This window comes from Marinomonas sp. ATLA20, from assembly GCF_057180105.1.
Map to the genome: position 1 here is coordinate 185,114 of NZ_JBXUKU010000003.1, position 23,747 is coordinate 208,860.

22 protein-coding genes and 1 pseudogene are annotated in these 23,747 nt (G+C 43.6%); 14 read left to right on the forward strand and 9 right to left on the reverse strand.

Annotated features, from left to right (window positions below; all coding sequences use genetic code 11):
- Nucleotides 1-7: 7 nt before the first annotated feature.
- From AC2A4J_RS07265 to trxC, 9 genes and pseudogenes are all read left to right on the forward strand, one after another.
- Nucleotides 8-673: pseudogene (locus AC2A4J_RS07265) on the forward strand (transposase); the annotation flags it as partial.
- Between the two features lie 310 nt (nt 674-983).
- A complete protein-coding gene (locus AC2A4J_RS07270) occupies nt 984-1,520 on the forward strand; it encodes a hypothetical protein (RefSeq protein WP_484175488.1) in 537 nt (178 codons plus the stop codon).
- 135 nt (nt 1,521-1,655) lie between these two features.
- Nucleotides 1,656-3,002, forward strand: coding sequence for a hypothetical protein (locus tag AC2A4J_RS07275; protein ID WP_484175489.1), 1,347 nt, complete (start codon nt 1,656-1,658; stop codon nt 3,000-3,002).
- 101 nt (nt 3,003-3,103) lie between these two features.
- A complete protein-coding gene (locus AC2A4J_RS07280; RefSeq protein ID WP_484175490.1) occupies nt 3,104-3,499 on the forward strand; it encodes an NTF2 fold immunity protein in 396 nt (131 codons plus the stop codon).
- A 218-nt stretch (nt 3,500-3,717) separates the two neighbouring features.
- Nucleotides 3,718-4,278 (forward strand): helix-turn-helix domain-containing protein, encoded by a 561-nt coding sequence (locus tag AC2A4J_RS07285; protein WP_484175491.1) that lies wholly within the window; start codon nt 3,718-3,720, stop codon nt 4,276-4,278.
- Nucleotides 4,275-4,997 (forward strand): AzlC family ABC transporter permease, encoded by a 723-nt coding sequence (locus AC2A4J_RS07290; protein ID WP_484175492.1) that lies wholly within the window; start codon nt 4,275-4,277, stop codon nt 4,995-4,997. Before AC2A4J_RS07285 ends, AC2A4J_RS07290 begins: the two co-directional genes overlap by 4 nt.
- Before the next feature lie 2 nt (nt 4,998-4,999).
- A complete protein-coding gene (locus AC2A4J_RS07295) occupies nt 5,000-5,335 on the forward strand; it encodes an AzlD domain-containing protein (protein WP_484175493.1) in 336 nt (111 codons plus the stop codon).
- Nucleotides 5,336-6,127: 792 nt separating this feature from the next.
- Nucleotides 6,128-6,817 carry a hypothetical protein gene (locus AC2A4J_RS07300; protein ID WP_441806374.1) on the forward strand — a complete coding sequence of 230 codons (690 nt, stop codon included), beginning with the start codon at nt 6,128-6,130 and terminating at the stop codon, nt 6,815-6,817.
- A 150-nt stretch (nt 6,818-6,967) separates the two neighbouring features.
- A complete protein-coding gene (gene trxC, locus AC2A4J_RS07305; protein ID WP_484175494.1) occupies nt 6,968-7,414 on the forward strand; it encodes a thioredoxin TrxC in 447 nt (148 codons plus the stop codon).
- Nucleotides 7,415-7,438: 24 nt separating this feature from the next.
- Here the strand turns inward: trxC and AC2A4J_RS07310 are convergent, their stop codons facing one another.
- From AC2A4J_RS07310 to rnt, 7 genes are all read right to left on the reverse strand, one after another.
- The gene (locus tag AC2A4J_RS07310) at nt 7,439-7,696 is read right to left on the reverse strand and encodes a YfhL family 4Fe-4S dicluster ferredoxin (protein WP_114411839.1); all 258 of its coding nucleotides are present in this window, start codon (nt 7,694-7,696) and stop codon (nt 7,439-7,441) included.
- A gap of 10 nt (nt 7,697-7,706) precedes the next feature.
- Nucleotides 7,707-9,089, reverse strand: coding sequence for a prephenate-dependent tRNA uridine(34) hydroxylase TrhP (gene trhP, locus AC2A4J_RS07315; RefSeq protein WP_484175495.1), 1,383 nt, complete (start codon nt 9,087-9,089; stop codon nt 7,707-7,709).
- A 328-nt stretch (nt 9,090-9,417) separates the two neighbouring features.
- Nucleotides 9,418-11,586, reverse strand: coding sequence for a TonB-dependent siderophore receptor (locus tag AC2A4J_RS07320; protein ID WP_484175496.1), 2,169 nt, complete (start codon nt 11,584-11,586; stop codon nt 9,418-9,420).
- Between the two features lie 243 nt (nt 11,587-11,829).
- A complete protein-coding gene (locus tag AC2A4J_RS07325) occupies nt 11,830-12,090 on the reverse strand; it encodes an HP1242/YdcH family protein (RefSeq protein WP_255825547.1) in 261 nt (86 codons plus the stop codon).
- Between the two features lie 349 nt (nt 12,091-12,439).
- Nucleotides 12,440-15,691: a DUF748 domain-containing protein gene (locus AC2A4J_RS07330; RefSeq protein ID WP_484175497.1), complete on the reverse strand. Its 3,252-nt coding sequence runs from the start codon at nt 15,689-15,691 to the stop codon at nt 12,440-12,442.
- 43 nt (nt 15,692-15,734) lie between these two features.
- Complete coding sequence (locus AC2A4J_RS07335) at nt 15,735-16,196, reverse strand: YbaN family protein (protein ID WP_255825543.1); 462 nt, start codon at nt 16,194-16,196, stop codon at nt 15,735-15,737.
- 70 nt (nt 16,197-16,266) lie between these two features.
- The gene (rnt, locus tag AC2A4J_RS07340; protein WP_484175498.1) at nt 16,267-16,935 is read right to left on the reverse strand and encodes a ribonuclease T; all 669 of its coding nucleotides are present in this window, start codon (nt 16,933-16,935) and stop codon (nt 16,267-16,269) included.
- Nucleotides 16,936-17,030: 95 nt separating this feature from the next.
- On the opposite strand from rnt, the gene AC2A4J_RS07345 reads away from it, so the two are divergent.
- From AC2A4J_RS07345 to AC2A4J_RS07365, 5 genes are all read left to right on the forward strand, one after another.
- On the forward strand, nt 17,031-17,918 hold the full coding sequence (locus AC2A4J_RS07345) for a flagellar protein MotY (protein ID WP_484175499.1): 888 nt from the start codon (nt 17,031-17,033) through the stop codon (nt 17,916-17,918).
- A gap of 202 nt (nt 17,919-18,120) precedes the next feature.
- Nucleotides 18,121-19,353, forward strand: coding sequence for an argininosuccinate synthase (locus tag AC2A4J_RS07350; protein WP_255825537.1), 1,233 nt, complete (start codon nt 18,121-18,123; stop codon nt 19,351-19,353).
- 188 nt (nt 19,354-19,541) lie between these two features.
- Nucleotides 19,542-20,438: a ribokinase gene (locus AC2A4J_RS07355; protein ID WP_484175500.1), complete on the forward strand. Its 897-nt coding sequence runs from the start codon at nt 19,542-19,544 to the stop codon at nt 20,436-20,438.
- Between the two features lie 46 nt (nt 20,439-20,484).
- A complete protein-coding gene (locus AC2A4J_RS07360) occupies nt 20,485-21,426 on the forward strand; it encodes a nucleoside hydrolase (protein WP_484175501.1) in 942 nt (313 codons plus the stop codon).
- A 77-nt stretch (nt 21,427-21,503) separates the two neighbouring features.
- Nucleotides 21,504-21,776 (forward strand): RNA recognition motif domain-containing protein, encoded by a 273-nt coding sequence (locus AC2A4J_RS07365; protein ID WP_255825531.1) that lies wholly within the window; start codon nt 21,504-21,506, stop codon nt 21,774-21,776.
- Between the two features lie 51 nt (nt 21,777-21,827).
- Here AC2A4J_RS07365 and AC2A4J_RS07370 read toward each other — a convergent pair whose 3' ends face one another.
- Entirely contained in the window at nt 21,828-22,154 is a 327-nt protein-coding gene (locus AC2A4J_RS07370; RefSeq protein WP_484175502.1) for a hypothetical protein, read from the reverse strand.
- A 178-nt stretch (nt 22,155-22,332) separates the two neighbouring features.
- Entirely contained in the window at nt 22,333-23,658 is a 1,326-nt protein-coding gene (aptA, locus tag AC2A4J_RS07375) for an omega-aminotransferase AptA (RefSeq protein WP_484175503.1), read from the reverse strand.
- Between the last annotated feature and the right edge of the window lie 89 nt (nt 23,659-23,747).

A 23,747-nucleotide genomic window follows, 5' to 3' on the forward strand; every position in this document is an offset into this window, starting at 1 on the left:
CTTTCATCAAGGCTGGCATAGTCTGAGGAAAAATTATTTTCTTCCGGTGAAACTGTTATCAAATTGTTTTAGAGGTGCCATGGTCAGTCAACTAAGAGCCGCTTTTAGCGAAGGGTTACTGCCAGCGTTATCCCAAACGGAAGTGAGTCAGCTACTGAATGTTTTGATGCAAAAGCCTTGGGTTGTTTATTGCAAATCGGTGCTTGAATACCGCTCGACATTAGTTAGTTACTTGGAGCGGTACAGTCACCGAATAGCCTTATCCAACAATCGTTTCCAAGTGTGGAATAACAATAAAATCAGCCTTCAATATCGAGACTATCGTTCCGGCAAGCAGTCGCTTTTAACACTCACGCCACAAGAACTGGTAAGGCGCTTTTTACTCCATGTGTTACCAAGGCGCTTTTTACTCCATGTGTTACCAAGGGGCTTTATGCGCATCCGGCATTATGGCTGTTTGTCTAATGCCATAAGAGCCAAAGTGAAGAAGCGGGTGGATAAGCAATTAGACATGTACGAGCGACAAACCAAGGAAGACAGTGAAAAGACGGCTGAATCAAGTTGTTCATGTCCTGCTTGTGGAGAACGTACTGTAACTTATCTTGGCGACGTCTCTAATAGCAAAGTGACAGAACGGCTTCGCATCATGCTGCCATGGGACAATGGCAGTTAGCGTTAGCACACGGAGAGATCAGAGTATAAAAACAGATCAGGTCATAAGGCCTGAGGGAATCGCTTGCCTCGCGGATCAAATCGCGCTACAAAAGAGCAAATGAAGAACCAATATAGCGGCGATCAAAGACCATCTGAAGCGGCGTAGTCCAGACAAACGTTGGTATTTAGCGAGTTATATAACAGGGAAGTCCTACCATGAAAAAAGCAAATCCCCTATATAGACAACGCAGCCGTTCAACAGTGGGTTATAACCGCAGCTACGCTGCCGTATAACCCTTAATTGTTATGTTACTAAATGGAGATTGTCGTTGATTTCAGATTCTGTACCTTGGAAACAAGAATGTTTGAAAATCGCAGCAAAATTGGCGAAAAGGTATAATCAAAAAAAGTGGTCTGAAAGATCCCTGTTTACTTTAGAGAAAGAAGTCTTCTTGGGCTTGTTTGCCTTGAGAAAATTGATGGAGTCAAATAAAGTTACGGATGCTATAAAAAATACTAAAGTTGAGTTAGCTATATATCCTGCCAACGACAAACCTATTACATTATTAAATCAGCATAAATTCCCTGAGCTTTATGATCTATATGCTGGTCAAAAAGAATCTCTTAGCTATTGGGATATTTGTAATCAATTTATTCATAGTTCTATATTTGCACCATTTGTTCCTGTAGGTAAATCACTTGTTGGCTTTTACATAGCATCAGATAGGACTAAAAAGAAAAAACTGTATTATATTCAGCTAAAAGTTTTAGTAGAAATGTTAGAGAGCGTTGGAAATAATTATCCTAAACATATTGAGCTTACATTTAATGAAAAAGCTAAAGAGTATAAAGTTAGTTCAGCGTAATAAGTAACATAACAAGCCATTAAAGCAGGACAAAAAAACAGTTGGTTTTTGCTCCTTCGTCGCTTATTTTAACCAACTATCTTTTGCCTCTTAATGGGGCGTTAGGGCAATAATAGTTCAGTTCAAGGAAGGTTAATGAAAGCATTTGAACATCAGGACGTACAGCTATGCGCATCCATTTTATCGAAGGCCAAAACACCAGATGATGCATTAATTGCATGGTCAACTATGCAAGCACAGCATCCAGATTTAGTGGGTATTGTTTGCTTGGATTCCTATAAGCGCAGTGCGCTCCCACCGTCAGTCAAGAAGTACACTAAAACTCCTCTGAATTATCTTGTCCCTTATTTTGAGTCTGAACATATCTACTTCCTTGAGGATGACCTATTAAGAGATATGTTTAGCTTAAATGAGGTGAAGTTTGGTATTGACTACACCTTGATGCTTGATACCAATATTGCCTCTTATATAAATAAGTTGGTTCGAGGCGAGCCGCTCGGAGAAATGCAAAATAAAGTCATTCCTTTGATTGATGGTATTCTGCATGATGATCTTAACTTCGACTCTTTGTTTTATATGGTTGAGAATGTAAAGAGCGTCATCAATCTTATTGGCAATGAAGAAGGTTCAAAAATATCGTTTTGGAAGTCACTTGATAAAGATTTTAGGTCGAATTTAGTAAGTCTACAGATATTTAGAAGCATTGATTGTAAGGAATATAAGAAAACGTCAAACCCTAGGCCTATATTTACGTACTGTAATGCCGCTCGTAGAGCTATAAATTTCGCTCACGATTTTTACGCATCTGAAATGGGCAAGGAACATATCCTGGATTTCGTTTTAGTCCAAAGACTGATTTTGTTGCAGTTAATCGGAATGGTGAAAATTCAGCTTTCATCAAATAGAAATGCAAAAAATAAAATGGCCGACTACTTTGATTATATTCACGAAGTAGTCGGAGCTTACTTTGATAGGGAATCAATCATTGCACATAAGTACTTCTTGAATAGGAATAGTGTTGGAATCCTGAATAAAATACAGAAAGGTATGCCTATGTCGGGTCTCCTCAAGAAGCTTGATAATATTGCTTGGGACATGGCCGCACCTAGATTTATGGAGAAACTAATTACTTCTATGACCGAGACTAGCGATGGCCGATACTTTATACCGATGTTTGTATCTTTTGATAACAAGCTGCGTGATCTTCTATCTTTGTTTCCAGTTAAGGGAGCTATCTACAGCAAATCGGAAGGCTGTCTGATCCCTCTGCCTAAAATAAATACAATGGATTATTTTCAATCCTATGGGTGTGGAGACTACCTAGAGCACTTATACAGTGATCCAGTGAGAACAGAAAGAATGTCCAGACCAAAACCAACAAGGCTAAGTGTTCATAGGTGCATTAAACGTGAATACAGGGAGCTACGGGGGCTAATCAGCCCTAACAAGAAAATGCAGCCGACGCAAAAAACGCGCGGCTGATTTGAGCGTTAAGTGTCAAAGTCAAACTGGAGAAGTTAGTGTTTAAGAAGGCTATAGTTATATTAATCTCTTTCTTTTCTACATTCATGTACGGAAATGATATGGATACACCTAGAACCCTAGTACAGTCATTTATAAGTGACTACCAGAAATGGAATGATAAGGCGCATAGCCTTTCAGAAGCTGAAGTTGAGTATACTGGCGAAGCCATGAACATGGCCAAAAGCCTCTATCATAAAAATATAATTTTTAAATACTGCAAGCCCAATTTTAAGGCTCAGCCTATAGCATTTGGGTCTGATTCTTCACACGACTCAGAGCATGAAGTTATTCTGAAAGAAGAGATCGATGGTGATAAAGCAAAAATCATAACGCAGCATACTGATAGCAATGACTTTGTTGCGGATTATGAGTACAGATTAATTAAGGAAAGCGGTAGGTGGTTCTTAGAAGCTGTAGACTATGTTGATTCTGATGGTAAATACTCTGGACTATAAAACACTTAATAAGCAAAGGCAGCATCGCCCTTCGGGCTGGATGCGCTAACGCGCGCCGCTGCTTGGCGCTGAGCTTTGACCCTGATTTCGACTCCATTCACGCGTGTTGTATTCCTAAGTTTCCTCCCTCTAATCCCACTCCATTTCCCACAATTTCATTGACTTTCTTCTGTTCTTTATATAGAACGTTCTATATAAAGAACAATTTGAGATGCACTATGAATAAACCTATTCTCGGTTCGTTAGGTCGAACTATACAAACGTTGCGTATGGCAAAGGGGCTGTCTTTGTCTCAGTTGGCGCTGGATGCTGGGCTGGCGAAGTCTAATTTGTCTCGTATTGAGCAGGGTGAGGGCAATCCAACGATAGAAACCATTTGGCGTTTGGCGGTTCAACTGGATGCTCCTTTTGGTGATCTTATTGCCAGTGTGGAGTCGCCACTGGGTGAAAACGGTGTGCAGGTTAGGTTGATCGATCAAGGTGAGGGGAATCCACGGGTCGATGTGTATTGGATGTCTTGTGCACCAAATACGGTTAAGCAGTCAGAGCCGCATATTGCTGGCACGACGGAAACCGTTACCTTGATCAGCGGAAAATTGTTGGCGGGTGAAAGTAATGATCTGCACGAATTAGAGATTGGCAAGGCGCATACGTTTGCGGCCGATGTTCCGCACTGTTATCAAACTGATGACTCATGGGCGACGTTAATGATGGTCATTACCTATGCGAAACAGTCTGATACTAAACAGGACGATGCCATACAGGAGGTACAGTCATGAATACAGCAACTCAAACTCTTGCAGGAACGCCTTGGAAACAAGGTGTAAAAGACGCGATTCCTCTGCTAGGTGGTTACATTCCTGTGGCGATTTCGTTTGGTCTGATTTCCGTTCAGTCGGGTTTTAGTGTGTTAGAGACTATCCTGATTTCAGCCTTTATTTATGCAGGCGCGTCACAGTTTCTCTTTGTCGCTATGGCGGCTTCTGGCGCGCCGTTATGGTTTGTGGTCATCATGACACTGCTAATCAACGCTCGACATGTTGTTTATGGTCCAAATCTCTCACCTTACTTAAACCAAGATAAGAAGTGGCTGCCATTAATGCATGGTTTGACGGATCAGATTTTTGCGCTGGCTCACGCACGTTTGCCGCAGCTCCCAGATCAGGCACGGATAGGTTGGTACACAGGAGCGGCGGTATTAGCTTGGTTGAGCTGGATTGCTGGAACCGCATTGGGTGCTATTGCGGGTGGAGAATTGACGCAACGTTGGCCATTAATCAATGAGGTCTTGCCATTTGCTCTGCCGGCTCTGTTTTTCGTTTTAATTGTGCCGCGCTGTAATAATCGCTTGTGGACATTAACGATCGCTTTATCTGCTGTTAGCGCTGTTATTTTGAAAGTGTCAGGTTACCCAAATGTCGCTATTCCGTTAGCGGCTTTGTGTGGCGCAGCCTTGTTCTACGCTCTGAAAAATCAGCGCGATATGGGAGGACAATAAGTATGGAAATGTCTATGTGGCTGGCGCTTGCTAGCATTGCCATTGGTACCTATTTAATTCGTCTATTGCCATATCTTTGGATGAAACGAAGTTTGGCGAAAAGGCAAACAGAGGACGGCGTTGGCTCAATGCCGACTTGGTTAACTATACTAGGCCCAACCATGATCGCCGCGATGTTTGGCACTTCTTTAGTACCGACTCATTCTGATACCTTGTCTTGGTTGGCGACTGGCGTCGGGATACTGGTTACTTACGGTGTGTGGACGCGAACGCGATCCATGGGCTTGCCTATTTTATTTGGGGTCGTGGCGTTCGGAATGATGACGCTTGCGTTTTAGTGATTCGGTGAATGAGTGAAAGTCATACCAAGTTAGCTGAAAGCATAACAAAACTCAGCATATACTTTATTACGTCTTGTTTAGTTTGCTTCTTGGTAAATTTTAAATGGATAAGCTGGGTGCTTTTAGATATTTAGTGTCGCTGATAGAGGGATTTTAGATTGGACATTTTGCTTGTGGTGCTTTTAGTCATTTTTATGTTGGTTTTGGCGATTTCTCCTACCTGGTTGATGTGGCTTTTGGCCGCTAGGTATCTTCCGAAGATATATGTTATGCCAGCCAATCCCATGACATTTTTGTGTTTTTTACTTTCTCTGTTAACTGCTTTTTTGCTTAATGTAGAGCTTGAGGGCGGAATATTAACTGTGCCTTTCTTTGTGTTGGTTTTGTCTGTCCTGTGGTCTATGTTGTTAATACCATCCTGCGCTTTTATGAGGCACTTTCTTAGGAGGGAGCGAGCTTAATTGCTCGACAGTTTCGTGATGGTGCTTACGTTGCACCACAAGAGTGGAAGAGAGCTAAGTATATGGGTGAAAAAGCATCTTTTGTTAGGATGCTTGCCTCCGATGCAGGCGTTATTAGTCATTCGTTTATATCTTGTTTTTTTGTGTGCCGCTGTAATGTCTTGTGAGAACACGACTTAAAACATTTTCTCCTATGCATAGCATCTTGCTTCTACACCCTGTACATTGGTTGTTCGACCTGTTCATTTTTTAAGGTCTTTTATTGGCTAATTACAACGCCTATATCTGTGTTATTCCCTGCAATATGGCGTTCAAATAGGAGTGCTAGATGCAAGTTACGTTTTCCGTTCAAATCGATTCCTTTAAGAAAATTAGCAAGATTCCAAACGCGTGGTCTGACGAAGATTATCGTGCTCTTTTGAGCATTATGGATTTCGAGGATGACGTAGAGAAGATGGATGCGGCAGAGCTGCGCGAGATGTGCATGATGTCGTTAAATGATCTTGGACCTGCGGACGCCGCCAAGGCCGTAATGACGCATTTATTTCCAGAATTGGCAGAAGGTAAAATAGACCAAGTCAGCCACGATATGGTGGATGATCGTTCATGGGAAGAGTATGCCGACTGCTTGCTACACGAGCGTTTCTTTAATGCGTATGGTTTATTACGCGAAGCCTTCAATGGTATTTTTGCGAATCCTACCGGCGTTGAGCTTGCGCTGACAGTAACCGCGGGTCATGCAGAAGACATGGCGATATTTGATGAGTCGTTGCATTCATCCATTGTGCGTTTATTGGCGAATGGGCAAGGCGATGATGCGCTGATTAATCGTTTATACGAAGACCAAATTAAAGGCACGCACTTCCCTGAAGCGCCTGGGCTTGTTTGGCAGCTTAAGCAAGTGGCAGACGAAGGTACAACCCGTCAGTTTAGCTTGGTGAGTTCCTATTTTTGGATGGAGAACTTCGAGCAGGTGGAAAGCTTTGAAGCTGAAGCTCATGCGGATGTAGAAGAATAGCTTAGTGGTGTGAGTTTAATTAGGCTACTAAGGCAAAGAAAAGCGGATCAAATGATTCGCTTTTTTTATTTTCAAGGTTGGCAAGCACGCAGTATTTCGATTTAATCTCGTTCTGTTTATGAATGAAAGCACTTAATCACGAGGCTCAAAATGACCAATTCACCGATCCAAATCGTTTGTCAAAGCTGCAGAACAAAGAACCGTGTACCGAAAGACAAGCTGGGTAATAAGCCTCTTTGTGGCAAGTGTAAAAAGCCCGTACTCTCAACTAGCCCTATTATGGGTGGTGATAATAATTTTAGACGCTACATCAACGACAATGACTTACCTGTGGTTGTCGATTTTTGGGCGTCTTGGTGTGGGCCTTGTCAGCAGTTCGCGCCTATTTTCGAGCAAGTCGCGGGTGACATGTCGACAAAAGCCTGTTTCTTGAAGTTAGACACCGAAGAGAATCAAACTACAGCGGGCAGCTTTAATATTCGTTCTATTCCTACTTTGATGATCTTTCATCATGGCAAAGAAGTGGCTCGCTTGTCGGGTGCATTACCGAAAGCACAATTCCAGCAATGGTTAGCGCAGAACTTGCCTGCTATCTAAGGTGTGTTTGATATTGGTAGGGCGTTAAACGCTGGTATCAAAATGCATTTCCACAAACTTCTCGTATAGCGCTTCTTCTGTTTCGCGTCTGTCAGGGTCGGGTTTAACACAGTCGATAGGGCAGACGGCGACACAGGTGGGTTGGTCGTAGTGACCAACACATTCTGTGCATTTATCTGGATCGATGACATAAATCTTCGCGCCCATAGTGATGGCGTCGTTCGGACATTCTGGTTCGCACATGTCGCAGTTTATGCATCGATCGTTGATTAATAGTGCCATTGCTTTGTCTCTATGCCGTCGCGCTAGCATGAGGTTGGCGAGTGGTTTGTCCTTCCGGTAGGTTTCTTAGCAAGATGCCCATTGAAGCATTGATACCCTGGGGACAAGGAATAGAAACCACATGGCCACTGCCTTTTGCCACGTCGATAGGGCGACCTTGTTTGTCATTTAACTCGCTTAATTGAAAAGTGACATTGCCTTGCGGTGTCATCAATTCCAAAGAATCTCCCACACTGAAGCGGTTTTTTACTTCGATTGTGAGCGAATTCTCGTTGCTTGCTATGACTTCACCAACAAACTGTTGCTGTTCGCTAATGGAGTTGCCAGTTTCATAATTCTGTAGCTCCACATGACGATGGCGTTGTAAGAAACCATCGGTGTAGCCTCGGTTTGCTAGGTTGTCTAAGCTGCTCATGAGACTGGCATCAAATGGGCGACCCGCGACGGCGTCATCAATGGCTTTGCGATAGATTTGTGCGGTTCTGGCACAGTAATAAAAAGACTTTGTTCGACCTTCTACTTTTAGAGAATGTACGCCCATTTTTACGAGTCGCTCAACGTGTTGAATGGCACGTAAATCTTTTGAGTTCATGATGTAAGTACCATGTTCGTCTTCAAATGCAGGCATGTATTCGTCTGGACGACCTCGTTCTTGCAGTAAAAAGAGCTGATCTGTTGGTTGTTGGATTTGCACTGAAGGTTCTTGATATTGTACCGATGAGCCGTTGCTGGCGATGATCTGTCCTACGTCATCTTGTGTCGCTTCGTGGGCATTGTATTCCCAACGACAAGCATTGGTGCAAGCGCCTTGGTTTGGGTCACGCTTGTTCATGTAACCAGACAATAAACAGCGACCAGAATACGCCATGCATAACGCACCATGCACAAAGACTTCCAGTTCCATATCGGGCACTTTTAGGCGAATTTCTTCGATCTCATCCAGTGACAGCTCACGAGATAAAATGACACGGGAAATGCCTTGTTGCTGCCAGAATTTCACGGTTGCCCAGTTGACCGCATTGGCTTGCACTGAAAGGTGAATGGCTTGATCTGGAAAGGCTTCACGAACCATCATGATTAAGCCCGGATCGGACATGATGAGCGCGTCTGGTTTTAGATCAATCACCGGTGCTAAGTCTTGCAGATAGGTTTTCAGCTTTGCATTGTGAGGTGCAATATTGCTGACAACATAAAGCTTTTTACCCAGCTCATGGGCTTCATTAATGCCAATGTCCAGCTTTTCCAAGTCAAACTCGTTATTGCGTACTCTTAAAGAGTAGCGCGGTTGCCCAGCGTAAACGGCATCTGCGCCATAGGCGAAGGCATAACGCAGGTTTTTTAACGAACCTGCTGGAGAGAGTAATTCTGGCATGAAGGCTTTTTCTTGAGACATGAGGTTCACCGATCGATCAAAACGGGCGGAGTTTACCTGCGTGTTGATCGAACTCAAGCTCTAAGGGCGGGATTAAACGTCTAATTAAGACCCGTTTGATCTAGGTCAAAATACCTATCTGGAATGAGGTGTTTTACGGGTAGTCAAACGAGCAAAACCCCCTCCCAACCTCCCCCTTGGCAGGGGGAGGAGCTAAGGGCATGTTCCAGTCCCTTCCCCTTATTAAGGGGAAGGTTAGGATGGGGTTGTTACTTTGTCGCAAATTCACTACCTCCCAGCCTTTTAGTGGGGGAGGGTTTGGCGGGTTTTATTCCCTCACTTTTGTTGATTAAAAATCGTACGCGGCCGAGAGGTAAACGCGACGACGTTCGCCGACGAATGAACCAATTTTTTCGGTAAAGCCGCTGACAGCGTATTCTTTATCAAGCAAGTTTTTGATGTTTAGCTGGAATCGCCAATCTTGCCATTGTGTCTGCCATGACATGTCGTAGACGGTGTAAGGTTTTACGGTTTGGCCCTGTCGGTTTATCTGGTCGCTAACGAAGTCGGCTCCAAAGGCAATAGAGGAAGTGATACTTGGGAAATCGTATCGTGTCCACAAACCGAGCTGGTGATAAGGCGTATTAGCAAAACGATCACCGTTGGCGTATTGAATGCCGTCAGTCGCTTCTTCTACGATGGTGTCATTGTAAGCGTAACTTAGGTTGGCTACCCAACGAGGGGTTATGTCTGCCATGACATCTAGCTCAACCCCTTGACTGCGAACTTTACCAAAGGAAACCAGCAAGTCGCTGTCATTTGGGTCTTCTTGTAGGATGTTTTCACGGGTGATGTGGTAAGCCGCTAGGTTTACGTTTAAGCGGTTGTTAAACCAATAACTGCGAACACCGACTTCAATTTGTTTGCTGTCTTCTGGGTCAAATAAGCGGCCATCGGCTGATTTTTGTTGGTCTGCGGCGTCTTGTGGGACGAACCCAGTAGAGAACGAGGTATAAGGTTTCCAGTTGTCATTGATTTTATAAGTAGCACCAATTCGGCTGGAGTAGCCGGTGTCGTTGTAGTCTGCTTTTGTGGTCCCTGTTTTTACCTTGTAACCGTCGTACTTCTCTTCAATCCGATCAATACGAGCGCCAGCGAGCAAGTCTAGTTGATTGGTTACTTTCCATTGATCTTGAACATACAAACCAATTTGATCCGTTGTTGTGGTTTCATCGGTTTTTAAGTTCATGGTGTAGGTATTAACATCATCTTGGCCGTAGATAGGGTTAGTTAGGCTAAGATTAGAAACGCCATCGGCTTTGTTTGCATAGCTGTATAGAAAGCTATTTTTCTGGTGGAAATAGTCGCTTCCGACTAGCAGAGTATGATCGCCTAATTCGGCGATTAAATTACCTGCAAGCGTAATGCCTTTGCGAGTACGGACTTGGTCACGATATTGTCGTTGCGTGGTATCTGCAGTGCCATCGCTATTGCTATCTATCAGTTTGTTTATTTCATGATATTTCTGGGCTTCGGTGTTTTCGAAGTAACGAACTGAGAGGTTGCTGTCCAGCCATGAGTTGATGCTGTGGTCTAGGCGAGTCTGAAAGACTTGTGCATCGAGCTCTTGGTAATCACTTTTTTCGTTATTGTTCCAAGAAGTATCCGCTAAGAAGTTGCCATCGTCATCGGTTGGAATGCCTCGTAAACGGGCACCAGAAATGTATTGATGAATGTCTGTGTATTGAACGGTAAGAGTGTTGTTTTCATCGATGTCCCAAGCATAACCAAGGTCAATAATCTGGTTTTCTTCTTCCACATTGTTTCGGTAGGAATCTTGACCGTCGGAGTAGATTCCAACACGGTAGCGTTGCGAGGCGTCTTCATTGGCTGGGCCTGAGGATTCGATGCTACCACTTAGGAAGTCTTTGTTACCTGCGCTGACTTTGAGGGTGTTTTTCTGTTCATAAGTCGGTTTTTTCGTTACATAGTTAATGACACCGCCAGGTTCCCCCGCGCCGTAGATTGCGCCAGATGGGCCTTTGAGGACTTGTATTTGCTCAATGGTAAACAGTTGAGGAATAGAGAAGTCACCAAATGGGTCGCCTTTAAGGCCGTCGTACAAGACTTCGTCTTGGCTAAAGCCGCGTAAGGTTACAGTGGATACGTTGTTTTGCGACATGCCAGATATTGAGCGATACAAATCTGTGATTTGTCGTGCGGCTTGGTCTTCAATCAAGGCTTCTGTCACCACTTGAATAGACTGAGGCGTTTCATCAATCGGCGTGGCGGTGCGAGTTGCAAGTGCTGCTTCATCTTCCTTGTAGTAAGACAGTGCGCGGCCTTGTACCTGAAGAGTCTGAAGTTCTATGTTGGATCCATCCTTAACGTTGTTATCTCCATCATTGAGATAACTGTCTTGTGTGATGTCATTGGCGGTATTTTCGGCAAAAATCACAGTAGAAAAAACAAGCGCTCCACAGGCTTGCATCATCATTAAGGTGGTTCTTAAGGTCATAGGTAAACCAAGTGTCAGTGAATAAGCTGCGTATGGTAATGTTTATGATATTCGTTTTCAAATGAGAATGAATTTATAAAAGCTTCAAAATACAAAATTGGCCGTTTTAACGTTAATGCAGTATTAGAAATGACGTGCAGAGAAGTGAGTTTCTGGAAGATCTGAGCTAGTTTATTGGGAAGTAAGTAGAGCGGTCTCTAAAGTAAGAGCCGCTCTTTGATAAGGAGTTTATGGTGCAGGTTGTTACGCTTTTTCAGCAGCGAGTTTCGATGCTTTAATGTAGCCTTGTATGGTGTCTTTCAGCTGTAGACGTTGCTTCTTTAATTTTTCTTCTTCCATGGTTGGAGCTGGGGTAAGTTCTTGCTCCATTTTTTCCACTTCTTTTGTTAAGTGATTATATTCATCATAAAGTCTTTTAAAGTGCGCATCGTCCATTTTTAGCTGGTGGATGTCATCTTTATATTCAGGAAATTCGTTTATTAAATTGTGGTCTTCAATCGGCATAATTGCCTCCTATACTTGCTAGCTTTTGTTAAAGACTAACCTAGTTAGGGTAGCCTTCTCTTGATGTTGATCATGTTTTAGTGAGTCTTTAAAACATCGACCAATTGCTTTGCTACAAAGGGATGTCGGCTGTTTAGCAAATGTCCCAGATAGGGATTTCAAACGCTCTAATATAGTTATGGTCTGTTTATTTTGCTTTTCAATGGAGGGTGTTTAAGTCTAGATTAGGTTGCACTGATTCGCAGGTTTCTTTGCGTATTTTTGACATTAAAAAGCCGTGATAGAGTGGTTTTCTATCACGGCTTTTGGGGTAAGTCTGATGTACTTTAAAAGCGGTTAATAAGAGGTCTTAGAAGTTTAATTCTACTCTTGGTTTACTGCTTTTAGATAGGTCCACTTCAGGAGTGCAAAGGAAAACTCGTGATGACGAGATGCCTTCTTTTACCAAATAGTCTTTTAAGTGATCGGCGCGCTTCTGTGCTAGGTTGCTGGCGGCTTCCCGTGTATCACTATCAATCGATACTGGTGGTTTCTCAAGCCCTAGATCGAGATAGCTTGCTACACCACAGGCTTTTAGCTGACTGTCTTTTTTGTCTTTCATTAGGGCGACAAGTTGTTTTAAAAAGGCGTCTTGCGAGTCGTTTAATTCGTCGTCTTTTGCGTCAAATATCAAAGGCTCTACGCGGATTTTGAGTAGTTGATCACCGGCAAATTGCGCAATGCTAATGACATTGGCATAAGGAATAAACGTCTGCATTAAGTATGTGCTTGATGCGCTGTACAATGCTTTCCGAACTGGTAGAAGCAAGAAGTCCTGCCAGCCAAATTCTGGTTTTTCAATATCACCAGACAAGGGGATATCGAGATCAATGTTGTTGTCTCTGTCTTTAAGAATGCCGACGGCGATGTTAAGTGGAACAGCGCCCGCTTTGATAGCGGAACTGCTTTCTTTGCGTCCACCCAGATCAAACTCCCTTAATACGATATGCGAGTTGCCATTTAACACGCCATTATCTGCATTAAGCTTTAAGTCTAGATCCAGTTGTCCTGAGTCAATTTGGTAGCCTAAAACGCTGGCAATATAAGAGGAGTAGGGTGGCAATTCCGCTTCACGAATAACGACGTCGCTTTTTAAGGTGAGTTTGTCTGCCAAAGGCCAAATGGTGATATCGCTTGTTAACGTAGCGTATTTGCCATTGCGTGCTTTTAAAGCCAACACGGTGGCTTGATCTTTTTTCTGCGTGTTTAGGTTACGCAATGACAATGTATCTATGTCTAAAGAACGTTGCAGTGCTGGTGAAATGCTATTGTCTTTTATATAGATACTGGATTTCCCCGTAGTATCGTAAGCGTCTAAAACAACGTAGTAAGGTGCTTTAAATGCCGGATTCTGTTCTCCGTCCTGAGTGCTGCTAATGGCATTGTTGGCGTCTTTTTCCCTTGGAACGTTTGGATTTTTGAGCACTGGCTCAGGTGCTTTTTGCTGTTCTACATCGACAAAAACGAGATTTTCTATACGTTTCTGTGTATCCAAAATGAGACTGGCCTTGGCTGAGTCTGTCGTAATCTGCTTGATTTTCGCGCCATCTTGATTTGCGCTCAATTGCTCTACTTGAATGCTGCCAACATGAGCCAGTGGTGGAAGTGTTTGTTTGCTACCTTCTTTTGCTAGCTGTTCGGAAACGGTTAAATCCTTGATGCTTACTTGCTCTAATGAAGCATCAAAGTCTTTATCTTGCTGAGTGAATGAAAGACCGCTAATGTCGGCATTTTTCCAAGAAGCAATGCGCTTCTGATTCGTCAACATGCTGTCCAGCGATTCACTGGTGAAGTTTAGGTTAGTACCCTTTACTGCAGGAGGCTGCTGATTCGCTTGTTCTACATTCAATTGGTCCGCTGTCAGTTTTGCGGCACCTAATGAAAATTGTTTTTCGTCACTTTGTGTCCCTTTCAACTCTTTAATGTCGATGGACAGTTTGCTGTTTTTAGCCGAAAGCGTATCGCTGTTTTTTTGTAGGGAAAGCGTGTTAGATAAATTGAATTCTTCGTAGTTTGCAGTGTTACCAGCTTGCTGTACTGATAGGTTTTTGCTTTGAATATCGGCGAGCAATGAAGCAGTAAGAGATTCATTGTTATCCATAGTAAAAGCGACATCGTTTAATGCAATGTGTAGCTGCTTGTTTTGCACGGCAAGGCTTTCTGATGATAGAGAAAGTGCATTCATGTCCAGTGTTGTAGAGGCCACGTTGGCGGTCAGCCCCGACTGCTTATCTTGTTTGACATCGAAAGGTGTGTTCAACGTCAAATTATCGAACTGTACGCGTTGTTCCGCTTGTGCAAATAGGGATTTTCCTAACTGTAAGTCAAGGTCACCGCTGGCGGCTAATCCAAGCTCATTCTGCTTGATATCGAAGGGTGTTTTAAGCGTAAGTGTATCGAGCTGTGCTTTTTGTTCAGCTTGAGTAAATAGAGGCTGCTCTAGCTGTAAATCAAGATTGCCGTTTGCTGCTAATCCCTGTTTATCACGTTTAACATCGAACGGCGTGTTTAGAGTTAGCTGATCAAATTGTGCGGCTATATCGGCCTGCGCAAAGAATGATTGTGTAGATTGTAAGTTAAGCGTTCCCGCCGCCGCTAGCTGATCGGCTGAAACAAAGTTTATATTGGCTTTTGAAAGTGCCAGTGTTGTAGATTTAGTAGAGGCTTTGTCTTGCTCTCCTAACGGTAAATCTAGGTTTTCAATTTGCGTGTTTAGGGTTAGGTTTTTGATGTCAAAAGTAGGTGCACCATTAACTTGCTGCTGAGTAAATTGAAAATTTGCTGCGAGATCCAGTTGGCCTTTGCCTTCGTTATATGGAGAAGGTAAGAAGTGACGAAAGCTTTCTATTAGCAATCGTGTGTTTTTAATATCGACGTCAGCATTGGCTTGTTCTGGTGAGTAGTCAAATTGGCTATTTAAATACAGTGTTGTTTCGTTGACGAGGGCTGATAGCGCTATTTCACCTTGCCAAGTGAGTTCTTGGCCGGATAGGTCTTCAATAGACAAATTTGTTAAGACGAATTTATCGGATTCAGCTGGGACGTTTAGGTCTGGCTGGCGAGATAAATCAACTTGGCTGTTTGTAAAGGAAAACGAAGGCAGTTTGATGGTCCAAGGTGCGCTCGTATTTTCTTCCGATTCAGCTTCTGGCTCAGGTTCTTGTTGGTCTTCCGGTGTAATGAATTGGGACGTATTAATACCGGCAACAATCCAATCTTTCTCTTTTTGAGAGACGACTAAGTTTAAACCTTCAATTTTGGCTTCTGAGATATGAACTGTTTTAGTCAAGAGCGGCCAAATTTCAACTTCGAAAACAGCGCGTTCAAGCGTCAAGGTGTCTTGCGATTTGTCATTAATAACAATGTTTTTCAAATCAACTTTAGGTGGGAAGAAATCAATAGACAGCTTGCCAACAGTTACATCTTCGCCTTGTTCTTGAAAATAAGTGGTTAGATAGTGCTCAGCGACAAATGGCGCAGCCAGCCAAGTAGCCGTCGTTACACCAGTCAGAGCTGCAAATGGGTAAAAGACAAAGAGTCGAAAATGTCGGCGTGTCATCATAAAGTGCCTTTCTGCTGTGTATGTAAAAATAAGTGGCTATTGGTTAGTTGGTTCCGTCTTTTTCTTCTGGCTTTTTTAATGTGTCTGACGATTCATTGTCAGGCTCATTGATGTTCGTACTGTCTGCGGTTGATACGCCCTCAGAACGAATCGGCATGCGTAATAAATAAGTGCTGACACAGAGGCCTATGGTAATTAATCCTATCGTTGCCCAAAAGCGAGAAACAATAAAGATCGAAATGGCCATACCGGCCCACATAAAAATAATGGCACGGTTTCTTGCTTTGCGAGGGATGCCATCTGAAGATTGCCAATCACGCACAATAGGGCCAAAGAATTTATGTTCAATCAACCATGTGTGGAATCGTACAGAGGAACGAGAGAAACACCAAGCAGCGAGTAACACCAGCGGTGTTGTGGGAAGTAAGGGAAGGAAAATGCCAATGATGCCTGTGATCAGAGAGAACCAGCCCAGCATCAAATATAAGATTCGCTTTCCTTGCATATGAATGCACTCTCTAAAGGGTAAATAAAAAAACGCGTTATCCACGTAAAAACGCGTTTTTCCAATTGAGCTATTTTCCTGAATTAAAAATAGCGGCCATGCTATCTTCTGCTTCGTTTTCAACCAGTGGCCAGCCACCAAGTCGTTTTAAGCGATTCACCATTTCACAAAATAGTTCTGCGGTTTTTTCCGTATCGTACTTTGCCGAATGTGCTTCGGAGTTACTGAATGGAATAGACGCCGCTTCACAGGCTTTTGCTAATACTGTTTGTCCAAATACCAAACCTGCTAGACTTGCGGTATCGAAGCTAGAGAAAGGGTGAAATGGGTTGCGCTTAATATCCACTCGCTCAATAGCTGCGTTTAAAAATCCGTGGTCAAATGCAGCATTGTGGCCAACAAGAATGGCACGTTTACAGCCAACAGACTTTAGTTCTTTTCGAACTTTGCTAAACATTTGGCCAAGTGCTTCGCTTTCTGGCATGTCTTGTCTATCGGGAGCAAAAGGGTCTATGCCTGTAAAGTCCAGCGCTGCTTTTTCAAGGTTTGCGCCTTCAAATGGCTTAATCAAAAACTCTAATGTTTCATGGATATATAAGTCGCCATTTTCATCCATTCGAAGGATGCTGGCTGCCATTTCTAATAAAGCATCGGTTTTTTGATTAAAGCCTGCGGTTTCTACGTCGATAACAACAGGTAGGAAGCCGCGGAATCTATCTTTGATTTCATGGTTTGACAAAAGAAGGTCCTTAATTCTGCCGCTTGATCAACAGTAACGGTATACAATAGGATCGGATCATAACACATTTGATAATGCTTGAACGAGATGTCTAAATGGGAATTCCCCAACTACTTCTAATTCGCACAACATTTTTATTGGCTGCTGCTATGCCATTTATGCAAGCCCAGGCCATAACTCACTATCAATCCGGTATTTCGGATTCTGAGTGGCTACTTTCGGGCGACATTTTTTCGTGCAGTTTAACGCACCCCGTGCCGAACTATGGCGAAGGCCACTTTATAAAAGAAGCGGGCGAACCAATGAAGTTTATTTTGCAGCCGCAGAATGAAAAGCTTGGTCCCGGTCAGGTGTATATTATTTCCCAAGCACCAGATTGGTCGCCAGGATTAAGGCCAGAAACCTTAGATATTCTGCCTTATCCTGGTTACGGGTTAACGGTGGAAGTGGGCGGCAAAGTCGCGGAAAGAATGCTCACGAGTTTGGATCGTGGGCGTCATCCTGTTGTCGCAGGAACGGCCTGGGAAAACAATCGCGAGACTGTGGAAGTTGGCTTGTCGAATATTAATTTTGCCCCAGCGTACAATGAATTTAGACGCTGTTTGGCTAGTTTGTTACCGGTGAACTACGATCAAATCGCCAGAACGGCGGCTCTGTTTCCAACCAATGGTGTGAACCTTACTGATCGAATTAAGGCGCGTTTGGATTTGGTTGCCTTATACGTGTCGTCTGACCCAAGTGTCGAGTACATTTATATTGATGGTCACACGGATATTATTGGCTCTCGCCGAGATAACCGTGAACTGTCAAAAGTACGAGCGGAAAAAGTTACCTCGTATTTGCTTGAGAAAGGCGTGCCCGCAGGGAAAATTATTTCTCGTTATCACGGTGAGCGCTATCCTGCTATGACGAATAATACGAGCCAAGGCCGAGAACGTAACCGACGCGTGACGATTCGCTTGGAAAAAAATGACGCAAGTTGATTTATATATTATTTGATTCTCTATAATTTACTAAAAGGGCCCTGTTTTACTGAATTATCTTAGTAGAGCAGGGCTTTTTGCTTGCTAAGCAAGAATCGAGATCTTACACTTACAGCCCCTTTTTTTAAATTATTTGCGCCGCCATGTACTGGTTTTAAAGCATTGGCGTGGGAGCGCGAGCTCGTTGAGGAGAATAGAGATAATGTCTGACGTGAAGAAGGTAGTGCTTGCCTATTCTGGCGGCCTGGATACTTCCGTAATCGTGAAGTGGCTTCAAGAAGAGTATAACTGTGAAGTGGTTACCTTTACCGCTGATTTGGGTCAGGGTGAGGAAGTTGAACCAGCTCGTGCTAAAGCTCAAGCGTTGGGTATTAAGGAAATCTACATTGAAGATTTGCGCGAAGAGTTTGTTCGCGACTTCGTTTTCCCAATGTTCCGTGCTAACACTATTTACGAAGGCGAATACCTATTAGGTACGTCCATTGCGCGTCCTTTGATCGCTAAACGCTTGATCGAGATTGCCAATGAAACTGGCGCAGATGCCATTTCTCACGGCGCAACAGGTAAAGGTAACGACCAAGTACGTTTTGAGCTTGGCGCTTACGCGTTGAAACCTGGCGTTAAAGTTATTGCCCCTTGGCGTGAGTGGGACCTAACGTCTCGTGAAACCCTAATGGCGTACTGCGAAAAGCACAATATCCCAGTGGATTTTTCTACTAAGAAGAAAAAATCACCTTACTCTATGGACGCTAACCTACTGCACATCTCTTTTGAAGGTGACCAGTTGGAAGATCCATGGACAGAGCCAGAAGACGATATGTGGCGTTGGTCTGTATCTCCTGAAGATGCGCCAAATGAAGCAACTTACATCGAAATCGGTTACGAAAAAGGCGACCCAGTTTCTATCAATGGTGAAGCTATGTCTCCTGCAACCATCTTGGAAACATTAAACAAGGTTGGTGGCGCGAACGGTATTGGCCGTGTAGACATAGTTGAAAACCGTTTTGTTGGTATGAAAGCACGTGGTTGTTATGAAACACCTGGTGGCACCATCATGATGCGTGCGCACCGTGCGATTGAGTCTATTACGCTAGACCGCGAAGCGATGCACTTGAAAGACGAAATGATGCCTCGTTACGCGAAAATTATTTACAACGGTTTCTGGTGGTCTGAAGAGCGTCGCATGATGCAAGCGATGATCGACACGTCTCAGAAATATGTTAACGGTACGGTTCGTCTTAAATTGTACAAAGGCAACGTAACGGTTGTTGGTCGTCAATCTGAAAACAGCTTGTTTGATAGCTCTATCGCAACATTCGAAGACGATGCTGGTGCTTACGATCAGAAAGATGCTGCAGGCTTTATCAAGTTGAATGCGCTTCGTATGCGTATTGCCGCTCAAAAAGGTCGTGGTTTTCTAGATAACGATAAGTAATTACTTGTTGATATAGAAAATAAGCTTTCAAAAAACGCTCCATTCTTGCAGAATTGGAGCGTTTTTTATTTTTGTACACTTGGTCAGTATTCGCTGGTAAATTGACATAGCATGCATGCTTTGAAAAATGAGCAGTGGAATAAAATGTGCCGATAAAATAAGCACGCTGATCTTGAAGGAAGAGAATTATGACAATTTATAACTTTGGTTCGATTAACCTCGACCACCTTTATCAGCTAGATCATTTTGTTCGACCAGGCGAGACCATGGCATCTAATAACTATCAGTGTTTATTGGGTGGTAAAGGGGCAAACCAATCCGTAGCTCTTGCTAAAGCGGGCGCTGATGTAAAACACGTTGGTGCGATTCATCACAGTGATCAAGCTGTGATTGATCAGCTAGAATCCCTTGGTGTTGATACCGGCTTGATAAACCGAATTGATGTACCAACCGGTCATGCGATTATTCAGCTAACCAAAGAAGCGGAAAACTCGATTATTTTGTACCAAGGTGCGAATCATGCGCTAACGGAAGAACAGGTTGACCAAGTATTGTCGCAAGCAAACGCTGGTGATTGGGTGTTACTACAAAACGAAACTAACCTGATTGAATATATCATGCGCAAAGCGCAAGAGAACAAAGTTAAGGTCGCATTTAATCCAGCGCCTATGGATGCGGAGCTCACTAAGAAAGTGCTTGGTTTTGTTGATTTGTTAATAGTTAACGAAGTCGAAGCCATGGATTTGATTGGCACGGCAGACATAGATAGCACGATTGAAGCGTTTCCAAAGGCTTATCCTGAGCTTGCTGTATTGATGACGCTTGGCAAAGCGGGGGTGTGTTATTTTAACGGTAATGAGAAGTTATCGGTAAAAGCATTTTCTGTAGAAGCGGTTGATACCACAGCAGCTGGCGATACCTTTATTGGTTTTTGCTTGTCTTCTCTAATGAATGATGAAGATATGACGCAGGTTATTACTCGTGCCTGTGCCGCATCGGCAATTTGCGTTACTCGCTTAGGTGCCGCATCAGCAATTCCAACGCAAGATGAAGTGACGGCCTTTCTTGCTAAGCACAACCGTTAGCCAAAATACATAGCCAACAACGAATAGTGAAAAGAGGAATTGAAACATGGCTCGTAAAATTATAATTGATACAGATCCAGGTATAGACGATGCAATGGCGATCTTCTTCGCCTTTCAGGCACCACAGCTTGATGTACTAGGTTTAACGACAACCTTTGGTAATGTGTCTGTAGATTTGGCAACACAAAACGCCATCACCTTGACTGAGATTGCGAAAGTAAACGTGCCTGTTGCAAAAGGCGTTGCCGTACCAAGTAAGATTGCCCCACGCCCACATCCAGATTTTGTTCACGGTGCAGATGGCTTCGGTAATATTGATTGGCCAGCACCAAAAGGTAAAGCCATCGATAAAAGTGCCGCGCAATTTATTGTTGATACTGTCCGTGAGTTTCCAGGTGAAGTGACTATTATCGCTCTTGGTCCGCTAGGTAACTTGGCAAAAGCGTTGGAGATTGATCCAGAAGTGGCCAACTTGGTTGATGAAGTGGTTCTAATGGGCGGTACAGCAATTGAATACGGTAACGTATCGCCAGTAGCAGAAGCCAACATCATGAACGACCCTCATGCTGCTGATTTGGTTTTCACCGCGCCTTGGCAAGTGACCATGATTGGTTTGGACGTCACTCATCAAGTGTTGCTGGATAACCCGATTCTAGAACGTATTAGAGAAGCGAATCCTACTGAAGGTGGTTTCTTGTATGATTGCGCTCAGCATTACATTAATTTTTACAGCAGCCGCTTTGATATGGATGGTTGTTACTTCCATGATGCATCGACGATTGCCTATGTAATGGACCCGAGTATTTTTGGTGTCGAGCTTGGCGCGGTGCGTGTGGCTTGCGAAGGCATTGGTATTGGGCAAACGATTTTTGCACCACAAGGCATGACTTTCCCTGAACCACATTGGAAAGATGTTCCAATGACACAGGTTTGCATGGAAGTGGACAGTGAAAAATTGTTGGCCTTGTTTGAGACAACCTTGTCTTAAACCGTTAGAATGGCGCAATCAAACTTGAAGGCATGGAGCATAACGTCCATGCCTTTTTTATTTATGAAGAGAAAAATATGAAATTATTAGTAAGAAATCTAGCCCGCAACACCACCGAAGAAGAGTTGAGAAGTTTGTTTGCCGTTCATGGTACTTTACAGTCTTGCACGATTGTGATGGACAAAGAAACGGGCGAATCTAAAGGCTTTGCCTTTGTTGAAATGCCAAAAGTGGGCGAAGCAAAAGTGGCAATCAAAACCCTAAACGGTATGGATGTTGATGGTTCTAAAATCCGCGTGAAGAAAGCGGAAGAGACAGCGAAAAAAGCGGACGGCGACGACGCAGAGTAAAATTCACACCTAGTGATCCGCTACGCTATCCTAGCTTATCTTTGTTATGGGCTAGGAATGAGCGTCGGCGAATTCTTTGATAAAGTTCACGTCTTTATCTGAAATGGTGTGATAGCTAAGTTTTATATAGTGTTTATTATGCTCGTTAAAAACATCCAGTTGCGGATCGCATAATACTTTCAGAGTGGCTATTTTTCCCTCATGAATTGCCTTCAACTCTAGCTTCACCATTTTAGACCCTTGTAAACCTTCAGGTGCTTCCACTTCTATCATTTGTGTTGATATGTGTGTGCAATGAATAGGCATGGTTTTGCCATTGGTTAAATACAATGTGCCTGTCCAAAAGCAGCGAACGTAAGGCGAATGTGAAATAGACATTGGTTTATCCTTTACTGGGTGAAGATCCAAGGTCGTTGATGACTCTTCTAGGACAGCCATTATAGTGCAAGATGCTAGACAAGTGATAGCTAGATAAAACTGATATGAATCAAGGTGTTGCTGGGAACTTATCGGCAACACCTTGATTAGAGTGTATTACTAAGGCTGGTAGCGTCTGTTAGTTTTGTTGCTTAATTGTCTCGCCCAGAGCATTGATCAGGCTGTCGATTTCGGATTGCTCTGTTGTAAATGGCGGGGCTAATTGAATAGTATCAGCGCCATAACGTACATAATACCCTTTGTCCCACATGGCCATAGCGATTTGGAACGGACGTTTCGCTGGCTCGCCATCGATTGGCGCAATAGTAATACCTGCGGCAAATCCATAGTTACGAATGTCTGTGATCATAGGGCTGGCATCTTTCAGCTGGTGGACGCTGTTTTCCCAGCTTGAACTCATGCTGTTAACACGTTCAATCAAGCCTTGCTTCTTGATTTCATCAAGTGATGCTAGCGCCGCGGCACAAGCAATAGGGTGAGCCGAATAGGTGTAACCATGAGGGATTTCCAGCATGTAGTCAGGGCCGCCGTTATCCATGAAGGTATCGTAGATCTCTTGTTTGAAGGCCACAGCGCCCATTGGGATAACGCCATTGGTTACTTGTTTTGCCATGGTAATCACGTCAGGCGTCACGCCAAAGGCTTCTGCGCCAGTTTTTGCGCCCATACGACCAAAAGCCGTAATGACCTCATCAAAAATTAACAAGATATTGTGCTGATCACAGATTTCGCGCAAACGTTGTAAATAGCCTTTCGGTGGCACAATCACACCCGCGGAGCCTGACATAGGCTCAACAATCACCGCGGCAATGTTAGACGCATCATGCATCATGATTAGATTTAGCAGGTCATCCGCGCGCTCTTTGCCTTGCTCGGCCATGCCTTTGGAAAACTCGCTGCCTGGAACTTGCGTATGAGGAAGGTGGTAGGATTCTAAACCTTGGCCGTAAAGCGTACGGTTTGCAGGAATACCACCGACGCTGAAACCTGAAATCCCCGCACCATGATAACCTTTGGCACGACCGATGAATTTGGTCTTGGTGCCCATGCCTTTCTTACGCCAATAGGCGCGAGCCACTTTCAATGCCGTATCGACAGATTCAGAACCAGAGCCGGTAAAGAAAATACGGTTTAAGCTAGCAGGCATAAATTCAGTAATTTGCTCTGCTAACAAGAAAGACTTCTCGTGGCCGAATTGAAAAGCAGGGGAGTAATCAAGGGTTTTAACTTGCTGAGCTACCGCTTCGTTAATGGCTGGGTTGCTATGTCCCAAACCACACGTCCATAAGCCAGACAAACCATCAAAAATCTTTCTGCCATCACTGTCGGTGTAATAGTTACCGGCGGCCGAGGTGATAATACGAGGATCTTTTTTGAATTGACGATTGCCTGTGTAGGCCATCCAATGGGCATCAAGCTGGGCTTGGGTTAAACGATGACTCATGGCATTCTCCCTCTAAAAAAGTGAAATCTAATAGAGTAAGAATGCCGAGCTGGAAAGGTTTAATAAATGCGATGTTATTTAAATTTAGG

Coding starts and splice junctions, on each gene's coding strand:
- AC2A4J_RS07355 (WP_484175500.1), top strand. CDS start 19,542: ATGACAATTTATAACTTTGGTTCGATTAACCTCGACCACCTTTATCAG.
- AC2A4J_RS07275 (WP_484175489.1), top strand. CDS start 1,656: ATGAAAGCATTTGAACATCAGGACGTACAGCTATGCGCATCCATTTTA.
- AC2A4J_RS07365 (WP_255825531.1), top strand. CDS start 21,504: ATGAAATTATTAGTAAGAAATCTAGCCCGCAACACCACCGAAGAAGAG.
- AC2A4J_RS07335 (WP_255825543.1), bottom strand. CDS start 16,196: ATGCAAGGAAAGCGAATCTTATATTTGATGCTGGGCTGGTTCTCTCTG.
- AC2A4J_RS07360 (WP_484175501.1), top strand. CDS start 20,485: ATGGCTCGTAAAATTATAATTGATACAGATCCAGGTATAGACGATGCA.
- AC2A4J_RS07345 (WP_484175499.1), top strand. CDS start 17,031: ATGGGAATTCCCCAACTACTTCTAATTCGCACAACATTTTTATTGGCT.
- AC2A4J_RS07370 (WP_484175502.1), bottom strand. CDS start 22,154: ATGTCTATTTCACATTCGCCTTACGTTCGCTGCTTTTGGACAGGCACA.
- trxC (WP_484175494.1), top strand. CDS start 6,968: ATGACCAATTCACCGATCCAAATCGTTTGTCAAAGCTGCAGAACAAAG.
- AC2A4J_RS07325 (WP_255825547.1), bottom strand. CDS start 12,090: ATGCCGATTGAAGACCACAATTTAATAAACGAATTTCCTGAATATAAA.
- AC2A4J_RS07280 (WP_484175490.1), top strand. CDS start 3,104: ATGGATACACCTAGAACCCTAGTACAGTCATTTATAAGTGACTACCAG.
- AC2A4J_RS07330 (WP_484175497.1), bottom strand. CDS start 15,691: ATGATGACACGCCGACATTTTCGACTCTTTGTCTTTTACCCATTTGCA.
- AC2A4J_RS07310 (WP_114411839.1), bottom strand. CDS start 7,696: ATGGCACTATTAATCAACGATCGATGCATAAACTGCGACATGTGCGAA.
- AC2A4J_RS07290 (WP_484175492.1), top strand. CDS start 4,275: ATGAATACAGCAACTCAAACTCTTGCAGGAACGCCTTGGAAACAAGGT.
- AC2A4J_RS07320 (WP_484175496.1), bottom strand. CDS start 11,586: ATGACCTTAAGAACCACCTTAATGATGATGCAAGCCTGTGGAGCGCTT.
- AC2A4J_RS07295 (WP_484175493.1), top strand. CDS start 5,000: ATGGAAATGTCTATGTGGCTGGCGCTTGCTAGCATTGCCATTGGTACC.
- AC2A4J_RS07285 (WP_484175491.1), top strand. CDS start 3,718: ATGAATAAACCTATTCTCGGTTCGTTAGGTCGAACTATACAAACGTTG.
- trhP (WP_484175495.1), bottom strand. CDS start 9,089: ATGTCTCAAGAAAAAGCCTTCATGCCAGAATTACTCTCTCCAGCAGGT.
- AC2A4J_RS07350 (WP_255825537.1), top strand. CDS start 18,121: ATGTCTGACGTGAAGAAGGTAGTGCTTGCCTATTCTGGCGGCCTGGAT.
- aptA (WP_484175503.1), bottom strand. CDS start 23,658: ATGAGTCATCGTTTAACCCAAGCCCAGCTTGATGCCCATTGGATGGCC.
- AC2A4J_RS07300 (WP_441806374.1), top strand. CDS start 6,128: ATGCAAGTTACGTTTTCCGTTCAAATCGATTCCTTTAAGAAAATTAGC.